Consider the following 21,208-nt stretch of genomic DNA (forward strand, 5'->3'; position numbering starts at 1 on the left):
ATTCATTTCACGACAACAATGAAAATGGCTGAAAGGGCGGTTGACGGCGCGAATTCCCCGATGAGGCACCCGTTGTGCCACGCCGCAAAGGCGGGCGCTCGCGCGGGGGCGCCGTCGCGGGCCAAGAGTGGTCGCGCACAGGGGGCTCATCAACCTCCGCGCGGCTGCCTTCCCGATCGGCTCACCGCCCGTGCCTCCGAGCGGCCCGAAGCAGGCATCGGTTCAGCCCCGGCGCCACCGCCCCGCACCGCAGGCCCCCGCACACCACGAGCACGCTCTCCCCCGACACGTTTCGCCCGCGCCCAGCCAGGTACCCCGTCTGCGGCCACAGCGTGCGATGCCGCTCGGCGTGGCCAAGAATGGAGAACGCTGTGACCAGATTCCCGGGCGTCCCGGCACTGCCCCGTCATCGGCCCGCTTCTTCCTGGGAGTCCGCATGGGTGTCACCGACCGATTCCGCGACTGGCCCGTCTACCGGCAGCTGACGGGGGGCGACCGTTCGGGCCGGGGCAGCGCCGTCGTGTCGGAGGACACCGCCCGGCTGCGGTCGCGTACCGAGACGGCGGAGCGGGTGACCCAGTCGATCTGCCCGTACTGCGGCGTCGGCTGCGGCCAGCAGGTGTACGTCAAGGACGACAAGGTCGTGCAGATCGAGGGGGACCCCGACTCCCCCGTGAGCCGCGGCCGACTGTGCCCGAAGGGCTCCGCGACGCTGCAGCTGACCACGGGGCAGGCCCGCCGCCACCAGGTGCTCCACCGGCGCCCCCACGGCACGGAGTGGGAGCCGCTCGACCTCGACACGGCCATGGACATGGTGGCCGACCGGGTCGTCGCGACCCGCCGCGCCACCTGGGAGTGGGAGCGGGACGGTGTGCGCACCGCCCGCACCATGGGCATCGCGAGCCTGGGCGGGGCCACGCTCGACAACGAGGAGAACTACCTGATCAAGAAGCTCCTCACCGGCCTCGGGGTCGTCCAGGTGGAGAACCAGGCCCGGGTGTGCCACAGCTCCACGGTCGCCGGTCTCGGGGCGTCCTTCGGCCGCGGCGGCGCCACCACCTTCATGCAGGACCAACAGCACTCCGACTGCATCGTCATCCAGGGCTCGAACTACGCCGAAGCCCACCCGGTGGGCTTCCAGTGGGTGATGGAGGCCAAGGCCCGCGGCGCGACCGTCATCCACGTGGACCCCCGCTACACGCGCACGAGCGCGCTCGCCGATCTGTACGTGCCGCTGCGGGCAGGCAGCGACATCGCCTTCCTCGGCGGCATCATCAACCACGTCCTGACCGAGGAGAAGTACTTCCACGAGTACGTCCTGCACTACACCAACGCCGCCACGCTGGTGAGCGAGGACTTCCGCGACACCGAGGACCTGGACGGCGTCTTCTCCGGGCTCAACGAGGACAAGCGCCACTACGACCAGCACAGCTGGCAGTACGAGGGCGTACAGGTGCAGCAGCCGACCGGTGACGTCGACGAGCAGTACCACGACCGCGTCCACGCGGCGGGCGGCGCGGAGACCCACGGTTCCGGAGGGGCCCGTACCGCGCCGGACGCGCCCCGCGACCCGACGCTCCGGCACCCGCGCTGCGTGTTCCAGGTGCTCAGGCGCCACTTCGCCCGCTATACGCCCGCCCTGGTGGAGAGCGTGTGCGGGGTGCCGCGCGAGACGTTCCTGCGGGTGTGCGACGCGCTGACCGACAACTCCGGCCGCGACCGCACCAGTTGCTTCGTCTACGCGGTCGGCTGGACCCAGCACACCACCGGTTCGCAGTACATCCGCACCGCGAGCATCCTCCAGCTCCTGCTGGGCAACATCGGACGGCCCGGCGGCGGGATCCAGGCGCTGCGCGGCCACGCCTCCATCCAGGGGTCCAGCGACATCCCGACCCTGTTCAACCTGTTGCCCGGCTATCTGCCGATGCCACACGCCCACCAGGATCTGGACCTCGACCGGTTCATCGCGTCCTCGCGCACGGAGAAGGGCTTCTGGGCGGACATGCGGGCGTATTTCGTGAGCCTGCTGAAGGCCTACTACGGGGACGCCGCGCAGACCGAGAACGACTTCTGCTTCGACCACCTCCCCCGGATCACCGGCTCGCACTCGACCTACGACACGGTCCTTGCCCAGCTCGACGGCGTCTGCAAGGGCTACTTCCTGATGGGTGAGAACCCGGCGGTCGGCTCGGCCAACACCCGTCTGCAGCGCCTGGGCATGGCCGAGCTCGACTGGCTCGTCGTCCGTGACTTCTCCCTCATCGAGTCGGCCACCTGGTGGCAGGACGGGCCGGAGATCGAGAGCGGCGAGCTGCGCACGCGGGACATCGGCACGGAGGTGTTCTTCTTCCCGGCCGCGGCCCACACCGAGAAGTCCGGTTCCTTCACCAACACCAACCGGTGGGTCCAGTGGCACCACGCGGCCGTGGAGCCCGAGGGCGACGCCCGCAGCGACCTGTGGTTCACGTACCACCTGGGCCGCCGCATCCGGGAGAAGCTGGCCGGTTCCCAGGACCCGATGGACCGTCCCGTCCTCGACCTCGCCTGGGACTATCCCGTCAGTGGGCCGCTGGACGAACCCGTCGCCGACGCGGTGCTCGCCGAGATCAACGGCCATGGCCCGGACGGCGGTCCGCTGTCCGCGTACACAGAGCTGAAGGACGACGGCTCGACGCGCTGCGGCTGCTGGATCTACTGCGGGGTGTACGCCGACGGCGTCAACCAGGCGGCCCGCAAGAAGCCGCAGTCCGAGCAGGACTGGGTGGCCGCGCAGTGGGCCTGGTCCTGGCCCGCCAACCGCCGCATCCTCTACAACCGGGCCTCGGCCGCCCCCGACGGCACGCCGTGGAGCGCGCGGAAGGCCTGCGTGTGGTGGGACCCGGACGCAGGCCGGTGGACCGGCCACGACGTCCCGGACTTCGTCCCGGACCGCCCGCCCGGTCACGTACCGGACGAGGACGCCACGGGCGCGGACGCCCTGCGCGGCGATGACCCCTTCATCATGCAGGCCGACGGCAAGGGCTGGCTGTACGCGCCCGCGGGCCTGGAGGACGGCCCCCTGCCCACCCACTACGAACCCCAGGACTCGCCCTTCGACAACGCGTTGTACCCCCGGACGCCCCGCTCCCCGGTGCGGCAGGTCCTCTCACGTGACGGCAACCGCTACCACCCCAGCGGCACCGCGCCGGGCGCGGACGTCTACCCGTACGTCGTCACCACCCACCGCCTGACCGAGCACTTCACGGCCGGCGGCATGAGCCGCTGGTCGCCGTACCTGGCCGAGCTGCAGCCGGAGTTGTTCTGCGAGGTCTCCCCCGCCCTCGCGGCCGAGCGCGGTCTGGAGCACGGGGGCTGGGCGACGCTCGTCACCGCCCGCAACGCCATCGAGGCACGCGTCCTGGTCACCGAGCGCATGCGCCCCCTGACGGTCCAGGGCCGCACCGTCCACCAGATCGGCCTGCCCTTCCACTGGGGCCCCAACGGCGTGGTCACCGGCGACGCCGCCAACGAACTCGTCGCCATCGCCCTCGACCCCAACGCGCACATCCAGGAGGACAAGGCGCTCACCGCCGACATCCGCCCCGGCCGCCGCCCCCGCGGGCCCGCGCTGCCGCGTCTGGTCGCCGACTACCGCCGCCGCGCGGGCATCAGTGACACCACCGGAACGGAGCCCCGGACATGAGCGAGGAAAGGGTCGGCTTCTTCACCGACACGTCCGTGTGCATCGGATGCAAGGCCTGCGAGGTGGCGTGCAAGGAGTGGAACGCCCTTCCCGAGGACGGCCTGTCCCTGACCGGCATGTCGTACGACAACACGCAGGCGCTCGGCGCGTCCAGCTGGCGGCACGTCGCGTTCATCGAGCAGGCCGCGCCGCAGGGGCGCACGCAACTCCCCCTGATCGAGGCCGATTCCGCGCAGGGGACCGCCGGCCCCGGCCCTTCCGGAGCGGCGTCCTCCACGGAGATGCGCTGGCTGATGTCGTCGGACGTCTGCAAGCACTGCACCCACGCCGCCTGCCTCGACGTATGCCCGACCGGATCGCTCTTCCGTACCGAGTTCGGGACCGTGGTGGTCCAGGAGGACATCTGCAACGGCTGCGGCTACTGCGTGCCCGCCTGCCCCTACGGCGTCATCGAGCAGCGTCCCCACGACGGGCGCGCCTTCAAGTGCACCCTGTGCTACGACCGCTTGGGCGCGGGCCAGGAGCCCGCATGCGCCAAGGCCTGCCCGACCGAGTCGATCCGATTCGGGCCTCTCGACGAGCTGCGGGAGCGGGCCGCGCTGCGCGTCGACGAGCTGCACGAGGCAGGTGTGGAGGAAGCCCGCCTGTACGGACACGATCCCGACGACGGCGTGGGCGGTGACGGGGCGTTCTTCCTGCTCCTGGACCGGCCCGAGGTCTACGGGCTGCCGCCGGACCCCGTGGTCACGACCCGGGACCTGCCCGCCATGTGGAGGCACGCGGCCGGGGCCGCGCTGTCGCTCCTGGGCGGCGTGGCGGCGGCGTTCGCGCTCGCCGGCAGGAGGCGGCGATGACGTCGGAGAAGCCTGCGGTGAGCGGGCGCCGCCGAAGGCGCCGCGGCGAACAACTCATGGTGCCCGAGGCCGAGTTCGACTCCTACTACGGCCGCCCCGTCATCAAGGCGCCCTCGTGGGCGGCTCCCGACATCGCGGGGTACTTCTTCTTCGGCGGCCTGGCCGGTGCGGGCTCCGTGTTCGCCGCGGCCGCCCAGCTCACCGGACGCCCGCGCACGGCGACCGCGCTGAAGGTCTCCTCGCTGGCCGGTGTCTCCCTCTCCGTCGCCGCGCTCATCCACGACCTGGGCCGACCGGCCCGCTTCGCGCACATGCTCAGGGTCTTCAAACCCACCTCGCCGATGAGTATGGGCTCCTGGCTGCTGAGCGCGTACGGCCCCGTGGCGGGAGCGGCCGCGGCCAGTGCCGTCACCCGGCGGCTGCCCGGGGCCGGGGCCGTGGCCACGGGGGCGGCGGCGCTGCTCGGCCCGGCCGTCGCCGCGTACACCGGCGTCCTGGCCGCGGACACGGCGGTGCCCGCGTGGCACGGCGCCCATCGCGAACTGCCCTACCTCTTCACGGCGTCGGCGGCTGCCGCTGCCGTCGGCATGGCCCTCGTCGTGGGTCCCGTGCGGGAGAACGCCCCCGCACGCCGCGCCGCCGGGCTCGCCGCGCTCGCGGACACCCTGGTCGTCAAGGCGGCCGAGCGGCGTCTCGGCGTCGTCGCCGAGACGTACCGGCAGGGCCGGGCGGGTGCCCTCCTGCGGACGGCGCGGGGGCTCACCGTCGCCGGGGCCGCGGGCGCCGCCTTCGCGGGCGGCCGACGGCCCGTCGCGATCGCCTCCGGCCTGGCGCTGCTCGCGGGCTCCGCGTGCACGCGGTTCGGGGTGTTCGAGGCCGGGATGGCCTCGGCCCGCGACCCGAAGTACACGGTGGAGCCACAGCGCGCCCGCCTGGAGCGGCGCACACCGTGACCACCGACATGCCGGGCACCGACGCGCGGTCCGCCGTGATCGTGATCGACATGATCAACATGTACGACCACGAGGACGCCGAGCGGCTCCTGCCCGCGGCGCGGAAGATCGTGCCGGTCGTGACCGACCTGCTCGCCACGGCACGGGCCCGCGGCGCCCCGGTGGTGTACGCCAACGACAACTTCGGGCAGTGGCGCTCCCACCACGGCGAGATCGTGGACGCCGCCCTGGCCGGTCCGCACGGGGATCTCGTCGCGCCGATCGTGCCGGACGACGAAGCGCTGTTCGTGGTGAAGGCGCGGCACTCCATCTTCTACGAGACGCCGCTGTCCTATCTGCTGCGCGAGCTGGGAGTGCGCCACGTGGTGCTGTGCGGTCAGGTGACCGAGCAGTGCGTGCTGTATTCGGCGCTGGACGCCCACATCCGGCACCTGGACGTGACGGTCGTCTCCGACGCCGTGGCGTCGATCCACCCCCAACTCGCCGACGCCGCCCTGGAAATGATGCGCACCAACATGGGCGCGCGCGTCGTCCGCGCCCAGGACGTCACGTTCGCACGAGAAGAGTGAGCCGTCAGACGAGGAGCACACGATGACGCGTTACGGATACTTCCTGGCGAGCGAGGAGTTCTCGCCCGCGCAGCTGCTCGATCAGGCCAGGGCCGCGGAGCAGGCCGGTTTCGACTGTCTTGCCCTCTCCGACCACTTCCACCCGTGGACCGACGAGCAGGGCCAGAGCGCCTTCGTCTGGACCGTCATCGGCGCGCTCGCCCAGGTGACGTCGCTGCCCGTGACCACGTTCGTGACCTGCCCCACCGTGCGGATGCATCCGGCGCTCAACGCCCAGGCCGCCGCGACCGCAGGCGTGCTCACCAACAACCGCTTCCGGTTCGGCGTGGGCACCGGGGAGGCACTCAACGAGCACGTCCTGGGGGACGCGTGGCCCGCCGCGGACGTCCGCCTGGAGATGCTCGAAGAAGCCGTACAGGTGATCCGGAACCTGTTCACCGGGGACGAAGTCACCCACCGGGGCCGTCACTACACCGTGGAGAACGCCCGCTTGTACACGGTCCCGGACGAGCCGGTGCCGATCCACGTGTCGGGGTTCGGCCCCAAGGCCGCCGCCCTGGCCGGGCGGATCGGCGACGGGTTCGTCACGATGACGCCGGACGAGGAGCTGGTCGGCCAGTTCCGCCGTTCGGGAGGCGGTCACAAGCCGGTCCTCGGCGGCCTCAAAGTGTGCTGGGGCACCGACCGGGAGGAGGCCGTCAAGACGGTGCACCGGATGTGGCCCACCCAGTTCCTGCCCGGCGAGCTCGGGCAGGTGCTTCCCACCCCCGCACACTTCGAACAGGCGTCGACCCTCGTCACCCGGGAGGCCGTGGCCGAGGGCACGGTCTGCGGCGACGCCGTGGACGAACACGCCCGCGCCCTCTCCGCGTACGCCGAAGCCGGATTCGACGAGGTGTACGTGGGCCAGATCGGCCCGGAGCAGCAGGGCTTCTTCGACTTCTACCGCAGCGAGGTGCTGCCGGGCCTGCGCGTGAACTGAGCGCGCCAGGCGCGGCACAGCCGGAACGGACGACCCGCCGGGTCGGCGCGGACGCGGAAACCGCCCCGGCCGCCCTGGCCGTCCGGCCCCTCCCGTAAGGCCGGTACGCCTGTGACAGAACGAAGACTTCGCGGAGGGCCGCCCGTGACTCGGTGCGAGTGACAAATACTCCCGACCACCTGACATGCACCGCGCCACTTGTGGGGGAACCCGTGAAGCACACCCGAGTCGCCGCCCTCGCCACCATCAGCCTCGCCGCCGCCCTCTCACTCACGGCCTGTGGTGACGACTCCGGGAAGGGTTCTTCCGCCAAGGGCTCCTCGTCTTCCTCTTCGTCCTCGTCTTCGTCCTCGTCTTCGTCTTCGTCTTCGTCTTCGGACGGTGGCTCGAAGTCGGAGGGCGGCTCGGGTGGCTCAAGCTCCGGCTCGGAGGCGGGCAGCGCGAAGGCAGGCTCCGGTGGGGACACCAAGTCGGGGACGGCCTCGAAAGGCACGGGGACGACCGGCGGCAAGGTCACGTTCTGCAAGACGCAGGACCTCGCCATCGACGCCGCGGACGCCGCACCCGACGAGCAGTCCGGCAGGATCGACATCACCATGGTCAACCGGGGTTCGACCACCTGCTCGACGACGGGCTTCGCGGGCGTCGACATCAAGGACGCCGACCACACCTCGAGCCCCATCGAACGCGGCGAGGCCCAGCCGCGCATCACCACCCTGAAGCCCGGCGACGCCGCCGTCTTCAACCTCGCCTACGACATCGACACCACCGGCGACAGCCTCGCGACCCCGGTCAACATCCTGGTGACGCCCCCGAACGAGACTCACAGCGTGAGCCTGAAGTGGCCCGCGGGCGCGGGGGCCATCAAGGGCGCTTACACCGACGTTCAGGTCTACCCGACCCACGAGACCAACTAGCGCCGCATCAGGAAACGTTCACCCTGTAGTGCCTCAGATCGCGGACAGCGCAGGCCTCGACGAACGCGACGTCTGAAACCCGCCAGCACGCTCGTGGTCGGTCGGGCGAGAATCCGCTGGTGATCGCTGAAACGCAGGGAATCCGCATCCGGCATCGCGGGCATGAACCGCAGGTCCATCCCACTGCCTACGTCGCCCCGACGGCCACGTTGGTCGGTGACGTCCGCGTGGGGCCGAGGGCGAGGGTGATGTACGGGGCGGTGCTCGATGCCGAGGGGTCTCGGATCGAGGTCGGGGAGGCGACGGTGGTCTGCGAGAACGCGGTGCTGCGCGGGTCTGCGGTCGCCGGCGATCAGCCGGTGCTTCTCGACGACCACGTCTTCGTGGGGCCGCATGCCACGCTGCTGGGCTGCGAGGTCGGCAGGTGCGTCTATGTGGCGACCTCGGCGACGGTCCTGCAGTGCGCGCGGTTGGGGGCCGGCTCGGTCGTCGCTGTCGGCGCGCTCGTCCATGCGCGCACCGTTGTGCCGGAGGAGTACTTCGTGCCGCCGCACACCGTGGCGCTCGACGCACCGGTGCGGCTGCTTGCCCCTGGCGATCCGGGCTTGACCGAGGCCGTCGGCCGGGTGGGCTTCGCGCAGGTCGCGTTCGGCGTCGACGCGGAGTGGACCGACCGGATCCACCGGTACGAGCACATCGCGGAGGTGCGTGTAGCCGAGTTCGGCACGCACGCGGACGACGAGGTGGTGAATCCCGGCTAGCGCCACATCAGAGACCCTTGAGGGATGTCGATGTTGTCCACGGACTCCAGGTCCTCGTCGGCATGCGGCAGGAACGCGGCCTCGGAGTGCTCGGCGTGGACGCAGTACCAGGGCCCGTCCCGGCTGCCCGGTGGCGTGCCCTGGCTCATCGGGCGAGCGAGCCGGGCAGGTTCACCCCCTCAACGCCCGGCCCGGGGCCTCCGGTCGGCGGCCCACCCGGGGCCGCCTGCGAAGGGACAGCTGATCCGCCCCGAGGCGGACAGTGTGTCAAGCGGCGCCTCCGTGGCCGGCCGTCGGATTGTGCCATCGGCCTTCGACCGCGGCTCCGGTGAGGCCAGGGCCGATGCCCAGAAGAAGTGTGCGGCTCCCGTGGCGCGGACCGCTGGCCGCGGTGCGGGCAAGAATGTCCAAGACGGCGACACCGCCCAAATTGCCTCGGGTCCGCAGGCTTTCCCAGGAGTGCCTGAGGAGTTCAGGGGAGCAGCCCAGGCCCTTGGTGGCGTCCTCCAGGATCCGGGGGCCGCCCGGGTGCGCGATGACGACTTCGGGTGCCCAGTCCGGGTCGGTCTTGTGCAGCCACTCCCAGAGTGGGCCCATCAGGTGATTGACCCCGTCGGGGGCCCATTTCTCGGAGGTGAAGTGCAGACCGGTCGGTTCGACCTCGAGCGTGTAGGAGTCCACGGTGTTGGGCACGACCTGCTGCCAACTGCCATGGACTTCCAGGCAGGCATTGGGGAGATCGCTGCTGGAGACGACGCAGGCACCTGCCCCGTCGCCGAACAACATTCGGTAGAGGATTCCTGCCGGATCGTTCTTCTCTCGCCGGTACACGGTGCTCAGCGCCTCGCCGATCACGACCAGGACGCGCAGCCCCGGCATGGCTTCGACGAGCCGGACAGCCCAGGACAGAGCGTGGGCGCCGCCGACACAGCCCAGTTGTGTGGCGGGCATGCGCATGACGTCCGGTCTGAGGTCGAGCTTGTTGACGAGGTGGACGTCCAGCCCGGGAGTCGCGGGCGTGGTGCTGTGACTGGTGATGACGCAGTCGACGTCGGTGTGGTCCAGGCCTGCGGCCTTGAGGGCGTCGTGGGCCGCCGTGGTTGCCATCCGGTACATGGCCGGGAGGGCGTGGTTGTTGCGCTCGGTCACGGTGCCGGTCTTGGCAACGACCTCCAGTGGTGTGACGAAGCGCCGGGTATCGATCTTGAGGTTCCGGGCCCAGCGCTTGATGACTGCGGAAGACGGCAGCTGAGGGTCCGGGGGCAGGGAGTCGATGATGTCGCTGACGATGGCCGACGTGGCTATCTCGAAAGCGGGGACGACGATTGAGGGCCGGGTGACGTAGGCCACGGGGGCGCTCCGTTCTGCACACGCGAGGATGTGATCGGTAGCCGTCCCCCCAACACGCAGGCCTCTTCCTGCTCCGACGGTGCCCCAGCCGTAAAGAAGGCGAGGTGGGAGGCGTCTGCAGGAGTGGACTGGCCGAGGTCCCGGCCGGGATGGTCGTTGCAAGGGGTGAGGCTCTCGCAGGTTACATGGGGATGATCAGCGCACACCGCGGCCAATCTGCGTGAGCTTCTTCAAGCTTGAAGCGGAGTGGAGAATTCAGGAGGGCGCACGGCGGATCGGCCCGCATGCTGCGTGGCCCACAACACGGCGCAGGGGTCACCGGGCGAGTGGAGTCCATGTCATGACGATGAACCGGCCGTGGGTGGCACCCATCGGGGTGGCGGCGGCCGCGTTCATCACCCCGACCTCCTGGCGGGCGCCGTGGACGATGAGGCGGCGGGAGCCGTCCGGGTGGATGTAGGAGTCCAGGCGGCTCTCGTACATCGCTTTCAGCTCGGGGTTCCCGAGCACTTCGAGCTCGATCTGGCGCAGTTCCTCGTGCGCCTCGTTCTCCTGTTCCCTGAGTGCGGCGGCCAGCTGGCTGAGCGCCACCGGCCCCCAGTTCTCCGCCCAGTCAGGCATGGCGGCACGGCTGTCCTGATGCGGGGGCAGCGACAGCATCCACCTCATGATGTTCTTCGGCATGGGGTGGAACAGGGCGTTGGCGGCCACGTTGTAGGTCAGGACGTTCCACGCTCCGTCGCTGACGTACGCGGCGTGGCGCTGGCTCTGGATCACCCAGTCCCACTTCTCGTAGAGGTCGAGAGAAGTGGCCGGGCGCAGCGGGACAGGGGCCCGGTGACCGAAGAGGGAGAGGTGGAGGTCGTGCCACTGGTGCTCACGCAGGTTCAGGATCGTGGCGACGCGGCGCAGCAGGACGGGGTCGGGGTTGGCGATCTGGCCGCGCTCAAGACGCGCGTAGACCCCACCCCCCGGCTCGTAGCCGAGCAGCAGGGACACCTCCGCCTGGGAGAGGCAGCGCAGGCGGCGCCCACCCGGGCCGCGTTCAGCGGCCAGCCCGGCCTTGTGCCGCAGTTCGGGCAGCTCCGGGTAGTGGGCGGTATCGGTGCGCTCACGCGCGTTGCCCAGTATCTGACCGACCCGTTCGCTGTCCATGAATCCTCCCCAGGAGTCACCCGCGGCCGGTACACCGGCCCAGGACTCTATTCAATGTTCGATCATGCGACGTTGTTCGCACTGCCGCACAGGCCTGCCCATTCCGTCGGAATCGACCGGCCGCGCGGTAGCGATCTTCGCGCATGCGGACGACGGTCCGCACGGAGGGTCCCTGCTCAGCGCGCCATGACCTCGACGTGCTACGCCCGGGCACCGGAAGCAAGTGCCACGGACGACCCTGTCTCCAGGGCCAACCGCATTCCAGCTCAGCCTTCATCTGGCCGTCGCGATGGCTCCACCAGGCCGCAGGCGCACGCCGAGCTCCTTCCGGGCAGGCGGCGGGTTCAGCGACGGCTCTCCGCCGGGCGGTCATGATCCGCCCCTGCACCACCGTCGACGGGCACGGACCAATGGCCTGCCAGATCCGCGTAGGCGGGTACGGACCGTACGAGTCATCGTGCGTGCCCTCGGTCGCACAGGTGCCGTCCAGAACGACGATCCGGTCCGCGCGCAGCGCCGAACTCATCCGGCGGGCGATCACCACCAAGCTCCCCTCCCGCCTCCCGAACGCCTGCTCCACCCGCGCCTCGTAACCGCCGACCCTCGCCACCAGAGCTATGGCACCGAGGGCCGCCATCGAGCGGTCCAGTTCCTCGTCGCTCACGCCGTCCGGTCGCAGACAGGTGAGGTCCTCGCGCAGGGTGCCGTCGAACACGTACGAGTCCTGAGTGACCTGGGTGTACGGGTAGGTCGCGGCGCCTGCGAGGGTGCCGGCCGGCATGGCGCTGCCCGAGGTGAGCGAGGGCGCCGCGGTCAGCATCAGGACCACCGGCAGATGGCCGCCGACCGCGACGGCCGCGCCCCGGCCCACGTCCGCCCGCGCCAGCGCCCGGGTCAGCGCGGCCTGCCGCTCGGCCGTCGCCCCGATCCTCGTGAGCGCCTGGGCTCCGGCAGCGCACGCCATGATGCCCCGCAGCGCCCGTACCGTGCTCCGGGTCTCGGCAGCGAGCGTCTCCCCCGCCCGGACCGCATCCCGATGGATCGCGGCGAGCGGCCTCAGCTGCCACGCCAGCAGGGCGAGAGCGGCCACAACGCAGACCAGGGCGAGCCGGGGCGCGAGGACGGCGAGGCCGATGACCGCGGCGCCCAGGCACAGGACCACGTCCCGCAGGCTCAGCAGGAGCGTCCCGGTGAGCCGGCGCACGCTCTCCGCCTGTCCGGCCACCCTGGCCACGGCCGCGTCCGAACCCCCGTCGGCCAGGGCCGCGTGCACGAGTGGTCGGCCGTGGACAGCCTGCCCGCGCTGGTCGGCGGCTGGTGCGTCGTCAAAGCGCTGGACGAGGGGCCCTCGCGCACCGGCCCGGCGGTGCCGCGGCCTGGCTGCTGGCGCTCGGCGGCGCGTACGTGCTGCGTGCCGCGGTACTCGGGCAGTTGGCAGAGCTGCTGGTGCCTCCCCGATTCCAGCGGGCGCCGCCGCGGTCGAAAAGAGCCGGCGTTGACGTGGAAGGGCGAGGGCAGCACCTTGATCGCTCCTTCGCCGTCGTGGGCCGAGACCGCCCTCCTCCAGCGCCCCAACAGCACGGATGCGCTGCACTCCGCCTCGCCGCGCAGCGTAGAAGGCTCGCTCGCTCATCCAGCGCAGGGCACGGGCCATCGCTGAGGCTTGCTGTGGTTCGGTGCCGGGCTGGATACCCGCCCGTTCCAGGACGGCGGTGATGGCCTGGCGTGGGTCTCTGCCCGCGCGGCGGCACGCGGCCGTTCCCCCAGGCTCCCCTGCACCAGCAGGGCTTCGCCCCAGGACAACGCCCTTGCGTCAGGTGGTGCGACGGCTGCCCACAGGGGGCCCGGCATCAGAGCTGAGCGCCCTCGGCGAAGTCGGTCGTGCGGGAGAGCGTCTCCCATGCGCTGATGTCCTCGTCCACGGCCCTGCGCGCGGCGGTGACCAGGCGCAGTGCGTCCGAGCCCAGGACGAGGTGGGCCGGTGGCTGCTCGATCGATGCGATGCGTACGACGGCTTCCCCGGCCTTGGCCGGATTGCCCAGTTGGTTCCCGCTGGCCCTCTGCCGCGCTGCGCGGATGGGGGTGAACAGCTCGTCGTAGTCCGCGATGGAGCGCGCGGCACGCGTCATGGACCGTCCGGCCCAGTCGGTGCGGAAGGAACCGGGCTCGATCGCCGTGACATGGATCCCGAACTGTGCGACCTCCTTCCCCAGCGCCTCCAGGACGCCTTCCAGGGCGAACTTGCTGCCGCAGTAGGCGGACATGCCGGGCACGGCCATGAGCCCGCCCATGGAGGTGACGGCCATCAGGTGCCCGCGGCGGCGTCGGCGCATGTGGGGCAGCGCCGCCTGCAGGGTGGCCATCGACCCGAACACGTTGACCTCGAACTGCCGCCGCACCTCGTTCAGCGGGGTTTCCTCGAAGGTGCCCTCCAGGCCGAACCCCGCGTTGGCGATGACGACGTCCAGGGGGCCGACGCGCTCTTCCACTTCCGTGACCACCCTGGGGACGGCGTCGCCGTCCGTCACATCCAGGAGGCGACCGTGAGCGCCCCCGGGTTCGAGCTCTTCGAAGGCTCGCAGGTCCCTTTCCGAACGGACGGTTCCGACGACGGTGTGCCCGGCAGCCAGCGCGGCTTGGGCGAAGGCACGTCCCAGGCCCGTACTGACGCCGGTGATGAACCAGTTCCGCTTCTCCATGGGCCCTCCAGAACGGCCTCGTGAGGATCTGAGGTGCCCTCCATGGTGTCGGCGGGGAGCTGGCGAGCGTCAAGATGGGGCCCTCACGTTCCGGGTCGTACGCCCCGTCCGCACGCGGGCCGGGTCTCCAGCAGCTGAACCCGGATGGCGGATCTCAGAGATCTCCTGGGGGTGCCGGGAGCCTACGGTCAGGGTGTGGCTCGGATGGCCCAGGTCACGGAGGCTCGGGAGGTTCTGTGAGACGGTTCCCTGTTGTTGCCGTGATGGTTTCGGGGCTGGCGGTGTCGGGAGTGCTGTCGCCGCCAGTGGCCTCTGCCCGGCAGATGGCCCCCGAGGGAACACAGTCGTTCACCGAGCCGGGCGCACAGGACTTCACGGTGCCAGAAGGGGTCGACACTCTCAAGGTGCGGGTATGGGGGGCCGGTGGGCCCGGCGGTGATGGCGGCAGCGGGGGCAGCGGCGGCTCGTCCAACGCCGCCAGCGGTGGGGGCGGAGGCGGTGGCGGCGGGGGCGGCGGAGGGCAAGCCGGTGACTACGCCCAGTGCGAGCTGACCGGGCTGCGCGGCGGGCAGGTACTGCGGATCACGGTCGGATCGGGCACCGGCCAGGCCCTCGATGCACGTACCACCCGCATCGACAGGGTGGACCCCGGACAGCAGACGACGTTCGGGACCCAGCTGGCCGTGGCGGCCGGTGGAGGCCGCGGTGCCAACGGCGGAGACGGCGGCAACGGTACTGATGCGATCTTGTTCATCGCCGGCTCCAACGGCGGCGGTGGCACCGCGGGCGCCAGAGGCAACGACTTCGGAAGTGCCGGATGCTTCCGTCACGGCGACATCCGCTACTCCAGCGAGAAAGTGGTCCGTGCCAGGCCGGGCACAGAGGGCACCAGAGGCACCGCTGGCCACAACCCCATCGGCAACGGCATCAGGAACGGTGGCGGAGACGGTGGCAACGGCGGAAGCGGCAGCAGCGGCCACGAGGGGATCGGCGGAGGCGGTGGAGGAGGCGGGGGCGGATACGGGCACGGCGCCGAGCGCGCCAACGAAGCCGACCACCCCGGCCCCCACGGACAGCCGGGCACCTACGGGTCAGGCGGATCGGGTGGACAGGACGGGAAAGCCGGTACGGACTTCTTCCGTGGTTCGGGAGGCTCGGGCGGCAACGGCCGGATCGACCTGGCCTGGGGACCGCGACCAGCCCCGTCGACACCGCCCGACTTCCCGGAGCTGCCCGACGTCCCGGTACTCGACGTCCCTGAACTGCCCGACATCCCGGAGATCCACCTCCCGGAGCCGCCCGGTCTCCCGGAGCTGGGCCTGCCGGAGCTGGACCTACCGGAACTCGACCTACCGGAGCTGTCCGGCGACCCGACGGAGCCTGACGCGCCGAGCGGCACGCCTTGACGAGAGCCCGCGCAGAAGGCCCTGCCAACGCCACCTGGCCAACCTGGCCCATGCGGACCCGCTGGGCGCGCGGGGCAGTTCAGCAGGTGTCGCGGTACGGGATGTCCGGCAGGTGGGTCGCCCAGTCGGCACGTGACAGGCCGGACCCGGCTCGCCGGCACACCTGGGCGGTCAAGCGCGCGGGATCGATGTCGTGCTGTTGGAGGCGCACATGCCGCCCTGTGGCGTACAGCGTGTGGCTGTCCGGGCTGAAGGCCAGCGAGGTGATGGTGTCGCCGGGGGTATGGAGGGAGGTGCCGAGCAGCTGGCTTGAGGCCACGTCCCAGATGTGGAGGGTGCCGGCGTCACCGGCGACCGCGAGGAGGCGGCTGTCGGCGGAGAAGGCCAGGGCGGACAGCGTTTCGTGCGGGCCGCCTTTGCGGGTGGGGTAGAGGCCGGGCAGTACGCCGAGCTGCTTGCGCGCGTCCCCGTCCCACAAGGTGACGCCGCCCATCACGTCGCCCACGGCCAGGTGGGTTCCGTCGGAGCTGAAGGCCAGCACGGCGAGTTCGTCGGGGGCCAGGACCTGTCGCCTCACTCTCCCCGAGGGAAGGTCGACCACGTCGCCTCCCTCGGAGATCAGCTTCTTCCCGTCGCCGCGCGCCGCGAACCGGCCGTCGGAGTGGAAGCGTGAGAGCCTCTTCAGCCGCTTTCCCGTCCTGATGTCCCAGAACTCCAGGGAGTTGTTCATGAAGCTGCGGGACAGGATCAAGGTGCGGCCGTCCGCGGAGAACATCATCCAGCTCACGTTCTCGGCGGGTACGTTCAGACGGGCGTGGGTGCGGCCCGTCCGGGTGTTCGTCACGGTGATCCGTGCGGGCGGAGAGTCAGTCGGAGGCGGCCCTTCCTGGAGCTGGACGTGGGCGGCGTAGCGGCTGTCGCTGCTGAACACGACATGGTCGTGGCAGTCGGCGGACCGTTTCGGGCAGGGTTCACCGAGGCCTGGGCCGCGGGTGCGCCCCCTGCGCACGTCGACCAGGTCGAGGGACTGGGTCTGGCCATGTTCACGGACGGCGGCCATGGTGCGCCCGTCGGGGCTCAGCTGGGAGTCCCCCAGCGGCTGTTGCCGCCAGCCCTTGTCGGTCGCCTGTCCCAGGCTGAGGGTGCGGACGACGGTCCCTCCGCCGTTGATGTACCGGATGGAGCGGTTCGCCGTGTCGAGCGCCAGTTGGCTTGGCCGTTCGTTGGCCAGCGGGTAGCGGAACACCGGGGTGCCGGGTGCCGAGAAACGCCACAGGCGGATCTCGTCGTCGGTCGCGGTGGCGACGAAATCGCCGTCCGCGCTGACCCGCAGGGCCTCGGCGCCGGGGGTCTTGATCCGGGCGAGACGTCTGCCGGAGGCCAGGTCCCACAGTTGGATGCCGGTGCCCGTGGACAGGACCAGTCGACGGCTGTCGGGGGTGAAGGCGGCCTGTCCTTCCCCACAAGTGGCCTTGATCTTCACGGTGAGCCTGCGCTGTGCGCGGATGTCCCAGATCTCTGGGTGGCGCCGCTCTCGGCAGACCGCCAGTCGGCTGTCGTCCGGGCTGATCGCCATGCTCAAGAGAGGCGCCTTGCCACCGGGGTCGGTCAGACGCAGGAGCGTGCGGCGGCTGCGGACGTCCCACACCTGCGTCACGCCGTCGGGTGCCGCCTCCTCCGGTCCTTCGGCCGTCGGGCTGCCGCTCCCCTCGAACACGACCTCCACGTCACCACGGGTGCCGTCGTCAGCGGCCAGTAGCCGCCCAGATGGGCTGAAGTCCCACGTCAACGGCACTATGTCGGGCAGGGTGCCGATGGTTCGCCCGGCTCGGACGTCCCACAGGCGCACCCCGTCCTCGTCGTTCATGGCCAGGGTGCGGCCGTCACCACTCACGCGCCCTTCATCCATCAGTTCCTGTTTCCCGATGCCGCGATAGGTGTGGGTCAGACGGCCGGTCGTCAGGTCCCGTACCCGGATCCGCCTGCTGTCAACGGAGATGAGCTGACGGCCGGACGTGGTCAGATGGTGGTCCGGCTCCGCGGAACCGGACCGGGGGATGCGGAATGCGGCCTGTTCCTTTTGCGTCGCGGCTCCCAAGAGGGCGGCCCGTGTCTCCGTCGTCTTCGCGAGGTTCCAGGAGGCCACGCTCAATTGCATGGCCGTGACGGGGTCGGAGGCACGCATGCTGGTGGCGACGGCGGCGATGCGGCGAGCCTGCGCCTCCTGGTGCTGGCGGCTGTTGACGCGGTTCTGTTGCCAGGCGATGGCACCGGCCACCAGGGCCAGGACGAGCACGGCGGCCAGGGCGGCGAGCAGTCGGCGACGGCGGCGGTGTTCGCGGGTGTGAGCGAGACGGCCGGCGGTCACGAACGAGCGTTCCAGGCCGGTGAGCTGAGCCGGGTCGGCCAGGAGGTCCTCTGCCGCGGCCAGGCGGGTGCCGCGGTAGAGGGTGCCGGGGTCGCGATCCGATTCGTTCCAGGTGCGGGCCGCTTCGGTCAGACGGCGTTGGGTCCGCAGCCGTTCGCGTTCCTCCTCGATCCACTCGCGCAGCCTGGGCCATGCGGTGATGAGCGCTTCGTGCGCGAGGTCGATCGTTTGTTCATCCAGGGTGATCAGCCGCGCGGCCGCGAGGTCGGCCAGGACGAGGGCGACGCCGTCCGAGTCGGTGAGGTCCAGCTCGGTGCGGTCGACGGGGCGCCGCGTGTCCTGGGTGCCGTCGCCGGGAGTGATCAGCCGCAGGAGGACGCGGCGGGCGTGCGCGGACTGGGCCGGGGTCATCCGCGTGTACAGGTCCTCGGCGGTCTGGGCGATGGCGCCCCGGATACCGCCCGACTGTTCGTACGCCTCGACCGTCAGAGTGCGGCCGCGGCGGCGGCGCCAGGTTTCCAGCAGGGCGTGCGAGAGCAGCGGCAGGCTCCCGGGCTCACCCTCGACCTCCGTGATGAGACGGGCGGTCAGGGCACGTTCCACGATCAAGCCCTCCGCCTGGGCGGGCTTGACGATCGCCGCGCGCAGCTCGCTGCCGCTCATGGGCCCGACCGGCACGCTCGATTCGCGCAGGGCCGTGGCGAGGTCGGGGTGCGCCAGGCAGTGCGCGTAGAAGTCGGCACGAACGCCGAGGACGACACGCAGCCGGCTGTCGGGCTCGGTGGCGGTCAGGAGCAGAGCCAGGAAGGCGGCTCGCTCCTGCGCGTCGTGGCAGAGGGTGAAGAGCTCCTCGAACTGATCGACGACCAGCCACGTGTCGCCCTCGTCGGCAGCCGGTACGCACGCCTTCGCGTGGGTACGGGCCGGGGACGCGCCCGGGGTGAGGATCCGGATGGCCGCCGGCCGCTCCTGGCCCTCAAGACCGCGCAACCGTGGGATGAGCCCGGCCCGCAGCAGGGACGACTTGCCGCTGCCGGACGGGCCGACCACCACCATGAGGCGATGCTCCACCGCCCTGGCCATCAGATGGCCGGTCAGTGCTTCACGCCCGAAGAACAACTCCGCGTCGCCCACGTCGTACCGGGCCAGACCGCGATAGGGCGGCGGGGCGTCGTCGCTGTCCGGGGCGGGCGGCAGGGCGTCCTGCTCCACGGCAGCGGCACGCCAGCGCCGCTCCCACTCCTGCTCGTCGCCGCCGCACGCCCGCACGTACGCCAGGGCCAGCGCCAGGGACGGCAGCTTCTGCCCGGACGCGGCCCGCGACAGCATCGCCGCGGAGAAGCCGGCCTTGGAGGCCATGTCCCGGTACGGGATCCCACCGGCCTCCTGGCGCAACGCGCGCAACGCGAATGCGAAGCCCTGCACCGGTCCCGCCAACGGATCAACCGGTTTCTCCTTGCGCCCCATCCTGGCCCCCCGACGCCCAGACGATCATCAGCGGAAAGCTTACGAACGCCTTTCCGGCAGCGACAACCAGCGCTTCGGTCAGGGGCACGGCTTGCTTTCGGCCACGTCTCGGCTTGTTTCACGCCGCAGAAGGGGGCTGTGCAACAACTCGCCAGCCGATGAACTCGATAGCGCACCGGCCACCACGGCTTGCCGCTCCGGCCGGGCTCCGGCCCGCCCGACCGCATGGCCCGTGGCGCCGGACGCCGACCCGCACAAGCGCGTTACGGCTTCGCACTACGGAACACCCCCATCACAGAGGAGTCTTCGTGAACCGTGTCCAAGGAACCACTCCCTCCGCATGGCGCAAGCACCTGGTAAGTGCTGCGGCAACGGTGGCGGTGGCCGGCGGCAGCCTCGTGGGCTTCGCCGGCGTGGCGAATGCCGCGCCGCACACGCCGTCCCAGCCCCAGGTTTCCGTGAGTGCCAGCAGCACTGCCACCGCCGACTCCGCGGCGGCCTCGGGGTGGACCTTCTACCGCGCCTACTGGACCAAGAGCGCGTGCGTCAAGGAAGGCCTGGCGGGTGAGCGCAAGCACTGGTGGAAGGACTCCGACTGCAAGTACAAGCGAGGCCTTGACGGCCGGATGAAGTGGTTCCTCTACGTCTACGACCGCGTGGCCGGCTAGGCGCCCTTCTTCGGTTTCCCTCCGGGCGTCACAGGAGGGAAACCGAAGGGCTGGCCCCGGTGGCGCCGTCCCAGTCCCGGCCGGAGGCCTGTGCGCCCCAAGACCGCTCTTGGGAGCAACCGGCACACAGGCGGGGCGCGAAGTCCACCGAGTGGCTCGCCCGTTCAACAAGTCATCCCTCAGGCGTCTGCCGGGTTCCCCTCGGTGGACGCCCCCACAGGAAGGAACCGATCCATGACACGACTCAAGCGGCACGCCGCGGCCCTGGCTGCCGTCGGCAGTCTCGCCTTCGGACTCAGCACCCTGGCGGCAGCACCGAGCCAGGCGGCCCCCCAGGCAGTGACCTGCTCGGGATGGAAGTACGCCAACTACGACGACGGCTCCGGCACCCTCGTGCGTGGCGCCAACATGAAGAAGGGGCCCTACGCCGCCTGCGGCAACGTCAAGGGGATGGACGCGGGTACCAAGGTCTACTACTGGTGCTACGCCGTCAACGACTACGGCAACACCTGGACCTACGCGCGGATCGCCGGCACCCAGACCCACGGATGGATCTCCGACGACCACCTGTCCAACGGCGGCGCCGACGAGGAGTGCCCACCGCAAGCCGGCGCACCGCAGCTGCCCGCCGAACTGAACCGGGCGTGAATCGGCACCACGCAGTGGGGCTGCACGCACTCGCACCGTTCTGAGCCTCCACCGGCCGCGTCGGGTTCGGCTTCGTGATTGCCGAATCCGGCGCGTCAAGCGGCCGGCCTCAGGGTCGAGGCGTGCCCGGAGCCGAAGGCCGCCGCGCAGCGGTGGGTCAGCTTCCAGGGTGAGGTGGGCCGCTCGTCATTCGATCCCGAGGGGGCCGATCCCCAGGTCCTCCCGCATGAGGCGGCGCATCTCGGCCATGGCCGTGCGGCGCTGCCGGATGAACGGCGCGTCCTCGGCGGAGCCGACCGCCACCCCGCGGGCGTAGGCGTCGCGCAGTCGGCGCAGGCTGTGGAACGCCTCGTTCCCGGCGGCGACGACGAGCGGCGGCCCCACGAGCCAGAGCCGCTCGCTCGCCGTGTGCAACCCGGTCCCGCGGAAAGCCTCGCGCACCGCCGCGTCGCGCGCCGAGTCGGACCTGTGGTCGCCCAGGGCGACGGCCCGTATCTCTTCACCCGCGTCCTTGAGGGCGGAGGCGTACTCGGTGTACACGGCACGCCGCATGTCGAGGGCGTACCGTGCTTCCTCGCGCCGCCACCTGCTGCGATCGGCGATCAGGGTGGCGGCGATACCGATCGCCGCACCGGCCAGCGTGGAGAGCAGGGGCATCCAGTCCATGCGCCGCATGCTCTCCGAACCACCGCTACGCCACCAGCGGCTCGGACCTTCCGCCGTGGTCGC

At 71.0% G+C, this 21,208-nt stretch carries 17 protein-coding genes; 10 read left to right on the plus strand and 7 right to left on the minus strand.

Features of this window, described 5'->3' with window-relative positions:
- The first annotated feature begins 436 nt into the window (after positions 1 to 436).
- The 7 genes from fdh to MQV74_RS01855 all read left to right on the plus strand — a co-directional run bounded on the left by fdh (position 437) and on the right by MQV74_RS01855 (position 8,718).
- The gene (gene fdh, locus MQV74_RS01825; protein ID WP_242714229.1) at positions 437 to 3,682 is read left to right on the plus strand and encodes a formate dehydrogenase; all 3,246 of its coding nucleotides are present in this window, start codon (positions 437 to 439) and stop codon (positions 3,680 to 3,682) included.
- Positions 3,679 to 4,536, plus strand: a complete 858-nt coding sequence (locus MQV74_RS01830) for a 4Fe-4S dicluster domain-containing protein (RefSeq protein ID WP_242714230.1) — start codon at positions 3,679 to 3,681, stop codon at positions 4,534 to 4,536. The genes fdh and MQV74_RS01830 overlap by 4 nt, the downstream gene beginning before the upstream one ends.
- A complete protein-coding gene (gene nrfD, locus MQV74_RS01835) occupies positions 4,533 to 5,489 on the plus strand; it encodes an NrfD/PsrC family molybdoenzyme membrane anchor subunit (RefSeq protein WP_242714231.1) in 957 nt (318 codons plus the stop codon). Before MQV74_RS01830 ends, nrfD begins: the two co-directional genes overlap by 4 nt.
- An 8-nt stretch (positions 5,490 to 5,497) precedes the next feature.
- A complete protein-coding gene (locus MQV74_RS01840) occupies positions 5,498 to 6,058 on the plus strand; it encodes an isochorismatase family cysteine hydrolase (protein WP_242728477.1) in 561 nt (186 codons plus the stop codon).
- Between the two features lie 22 nt (positions 6,059 to 6,080).
- Positions 6,081 to 7,040: a TIGR03557 family F420-dependent LLM class oxidoreductase gene (locus tag MQV74_RS01845; RefSeq protein ID WP_242714232.1), complete on the plus strand. Its 960-nt coding sequence runs from the start codon at positions 6,081 to 6,083 to the stop codon at positions 7,038 to 7,040.
- Positions 7,041 to 7,252: 212 nt separating this feature from the next.
- Positions 7,253 to 7,957, plus strand: a complete 705-nt coding sequence (locus tag MQV74_RS01850) for a DUF4232 domain-containing protein (protein WP_242714233.1) — start codon at positions 7,253 to 7,255, stop codon at positions 7,955 to 7,957.
- A gap of 119 nt (positions 7,958 to 8,076) precedes the next feature.
- The gene (locus MQV74_RS01855) at positions 8,077 to 8,718 is read left to right on the plus strand and encodes a gamma carbonic anhydrase family protein (RefSeq protein ID WP_242714234.1); all 642 of its coding nucleotides are present in this window, start codon (positions 8,077 to 8,079) and stop codon (positions 8,716 to 8,718) included.
- Here MQV74_RS01855 and MQV74_RS01860 read toward each other — a convergent pair.
- From MQV74_RS01860 to MQV74_RS01880, 5 genes are all read right to left on the minus strand, one after another.
- On the minus strand, positions 8,715 to 8,867 hold the full coding sequence (locus MQV74_RS01860; protein WP_242714235.1) for a hypothetical protein: 153 nt from the start codon (positions 8,865 to 8,867) through the stop codon (positions 8,715 to 8,717). The genes MQV74_RS01855 and MQV74_RS01860 overlap by 4 nt on opposite strands.
- Positions 8,868 to 8,985: 118 nt before the next feature.
- The gene (locus MQV74_RS01865; protein ID WP_242714236.1) at positions 8,986 to 10,068 is read right to left on the minus strand and encodes a PhlD; all 1,083 of its coding nucleotides are present in this window, start codon (positions 10,066 to 10,068) and stop codon (positions 8,986 to 8,988) included.
- Positions 10,069 to 10,383: 315 nt separating this feature from the next.
- Positions 10,384 to 11,223, minus strand: coding sequence for an MmyB family transcriptional regulator (locus MQV74_RS01870; protein WP_242714237.1), 840 nt, complete (start codon positions 11,221 to 11,223; stop codon positions 10,384 to 10,386).
- Between the two features lie 16 nt (positions 11,224 to 11,239).
- A complete protein-coding gene (locus MQV74_RS01875) occupies positions 11,240 to 12,457 on the minus strand; it encodes a hypothetical protein (RefSeq protein ID WP_242714238.1) in 1,218 nt (405 codons plus the stop codon).
- 616 nt (positions 12,458 to 13,073) lie between these two features.
- Positions 13,074 to 13,922: an oxidoreductase gene (locus MQV74_RS01880; protein WP_242714239.1), complete on the minus strand. Its 849-nt coding sequence runs from the start codon at positions 13,920 to 13,922 to the stop codon at positions 13,074 to 13,076.
- 236 nt (positions 13,923 to 14,158) lie between these two features.
- On the opposite strand from MQV74_RS01880, the gene MQV74_RS01885 reads away from it, so the two are divergent.
- A complete protein-coding gene (locus MQV74_RS01885; RefSeq protein ID WP_242729393.1) occupies positions 14,159 to 15,328 on the plus strand; it encodes a hypothetical protein in 1,170 nt (389 codons plus the stop codon).
- A 79-nt stretch (positions 15,329 to 15,407) separates the two neighbouring features.
- On the opposite strand, the gene MQV74_RS01890 is transcribed toward MQV74_RS01885, so the two are convergent.
- Positions 15,408 to 19,055, minus strand: a complete 3,648-nt coding sequence (locus MQV74_RS01890; RefSeq protein WP_242714240.1) for an nSTAND1 domain-containing NTPase — start codon at positions 19,053 to 19,055, stop codon at positions 15,408 to 15,410.
- Between the two features lie 566 nt (positions 19,056 to 19,621).
- On the opposite strand from MQV74_RS01890, the gene MQV74_RS01895 reads away from it, so the two are divergent.
- Entirely contained in the window at positions 19,622 to 19,831 is a 210-nt protein-coding gene (locus tag MQV74_RS01895; RefSeq protein ID WP_242714241.1) for a hypothetical protein, read from the plus strand.
- 234 nt (positions 19,832 to 20,065) lie between these two features.
- Entirely contained in the window at positions 20,066 to 20,479 is a 414-nt protein-coding gene (locus MQV74_RS01900) for an SH3 domain-containing protein (protein WP_242714242.1), read from the plus strand.
- A 186-nt stretch (positions 20,480 to 20,665) separates the two neighbouring features.
- Here the strand turns inward: MQV74_RS01900 and MQV74_RS01905 are convergent, their stop codons facing one another.
- Positions 20,666 to 21,145 (minus strand): hypothetical protein, encoded by a 480-nt coding sequence (locus MQV74_RS01905; RefSeq protein ID WP_242714243.1) that lies wholly within the window; start codon positions 21,143 to 21,145, stop codon positions 20,666 to 20,668.
- Positions 21,146 to 21,208 lie beyond the last annotated feature (63 nt).

Source organism: Streptomyces sp. AN091965 (assembly GCF_022698285.1).
In the GTDB taxonomy this organism is placed as follows: domain Bacteria; phylum Actinomycetota; class Actinomycetes; order Streptomycetales; family Streptomycetaceae; genus Streptomyces.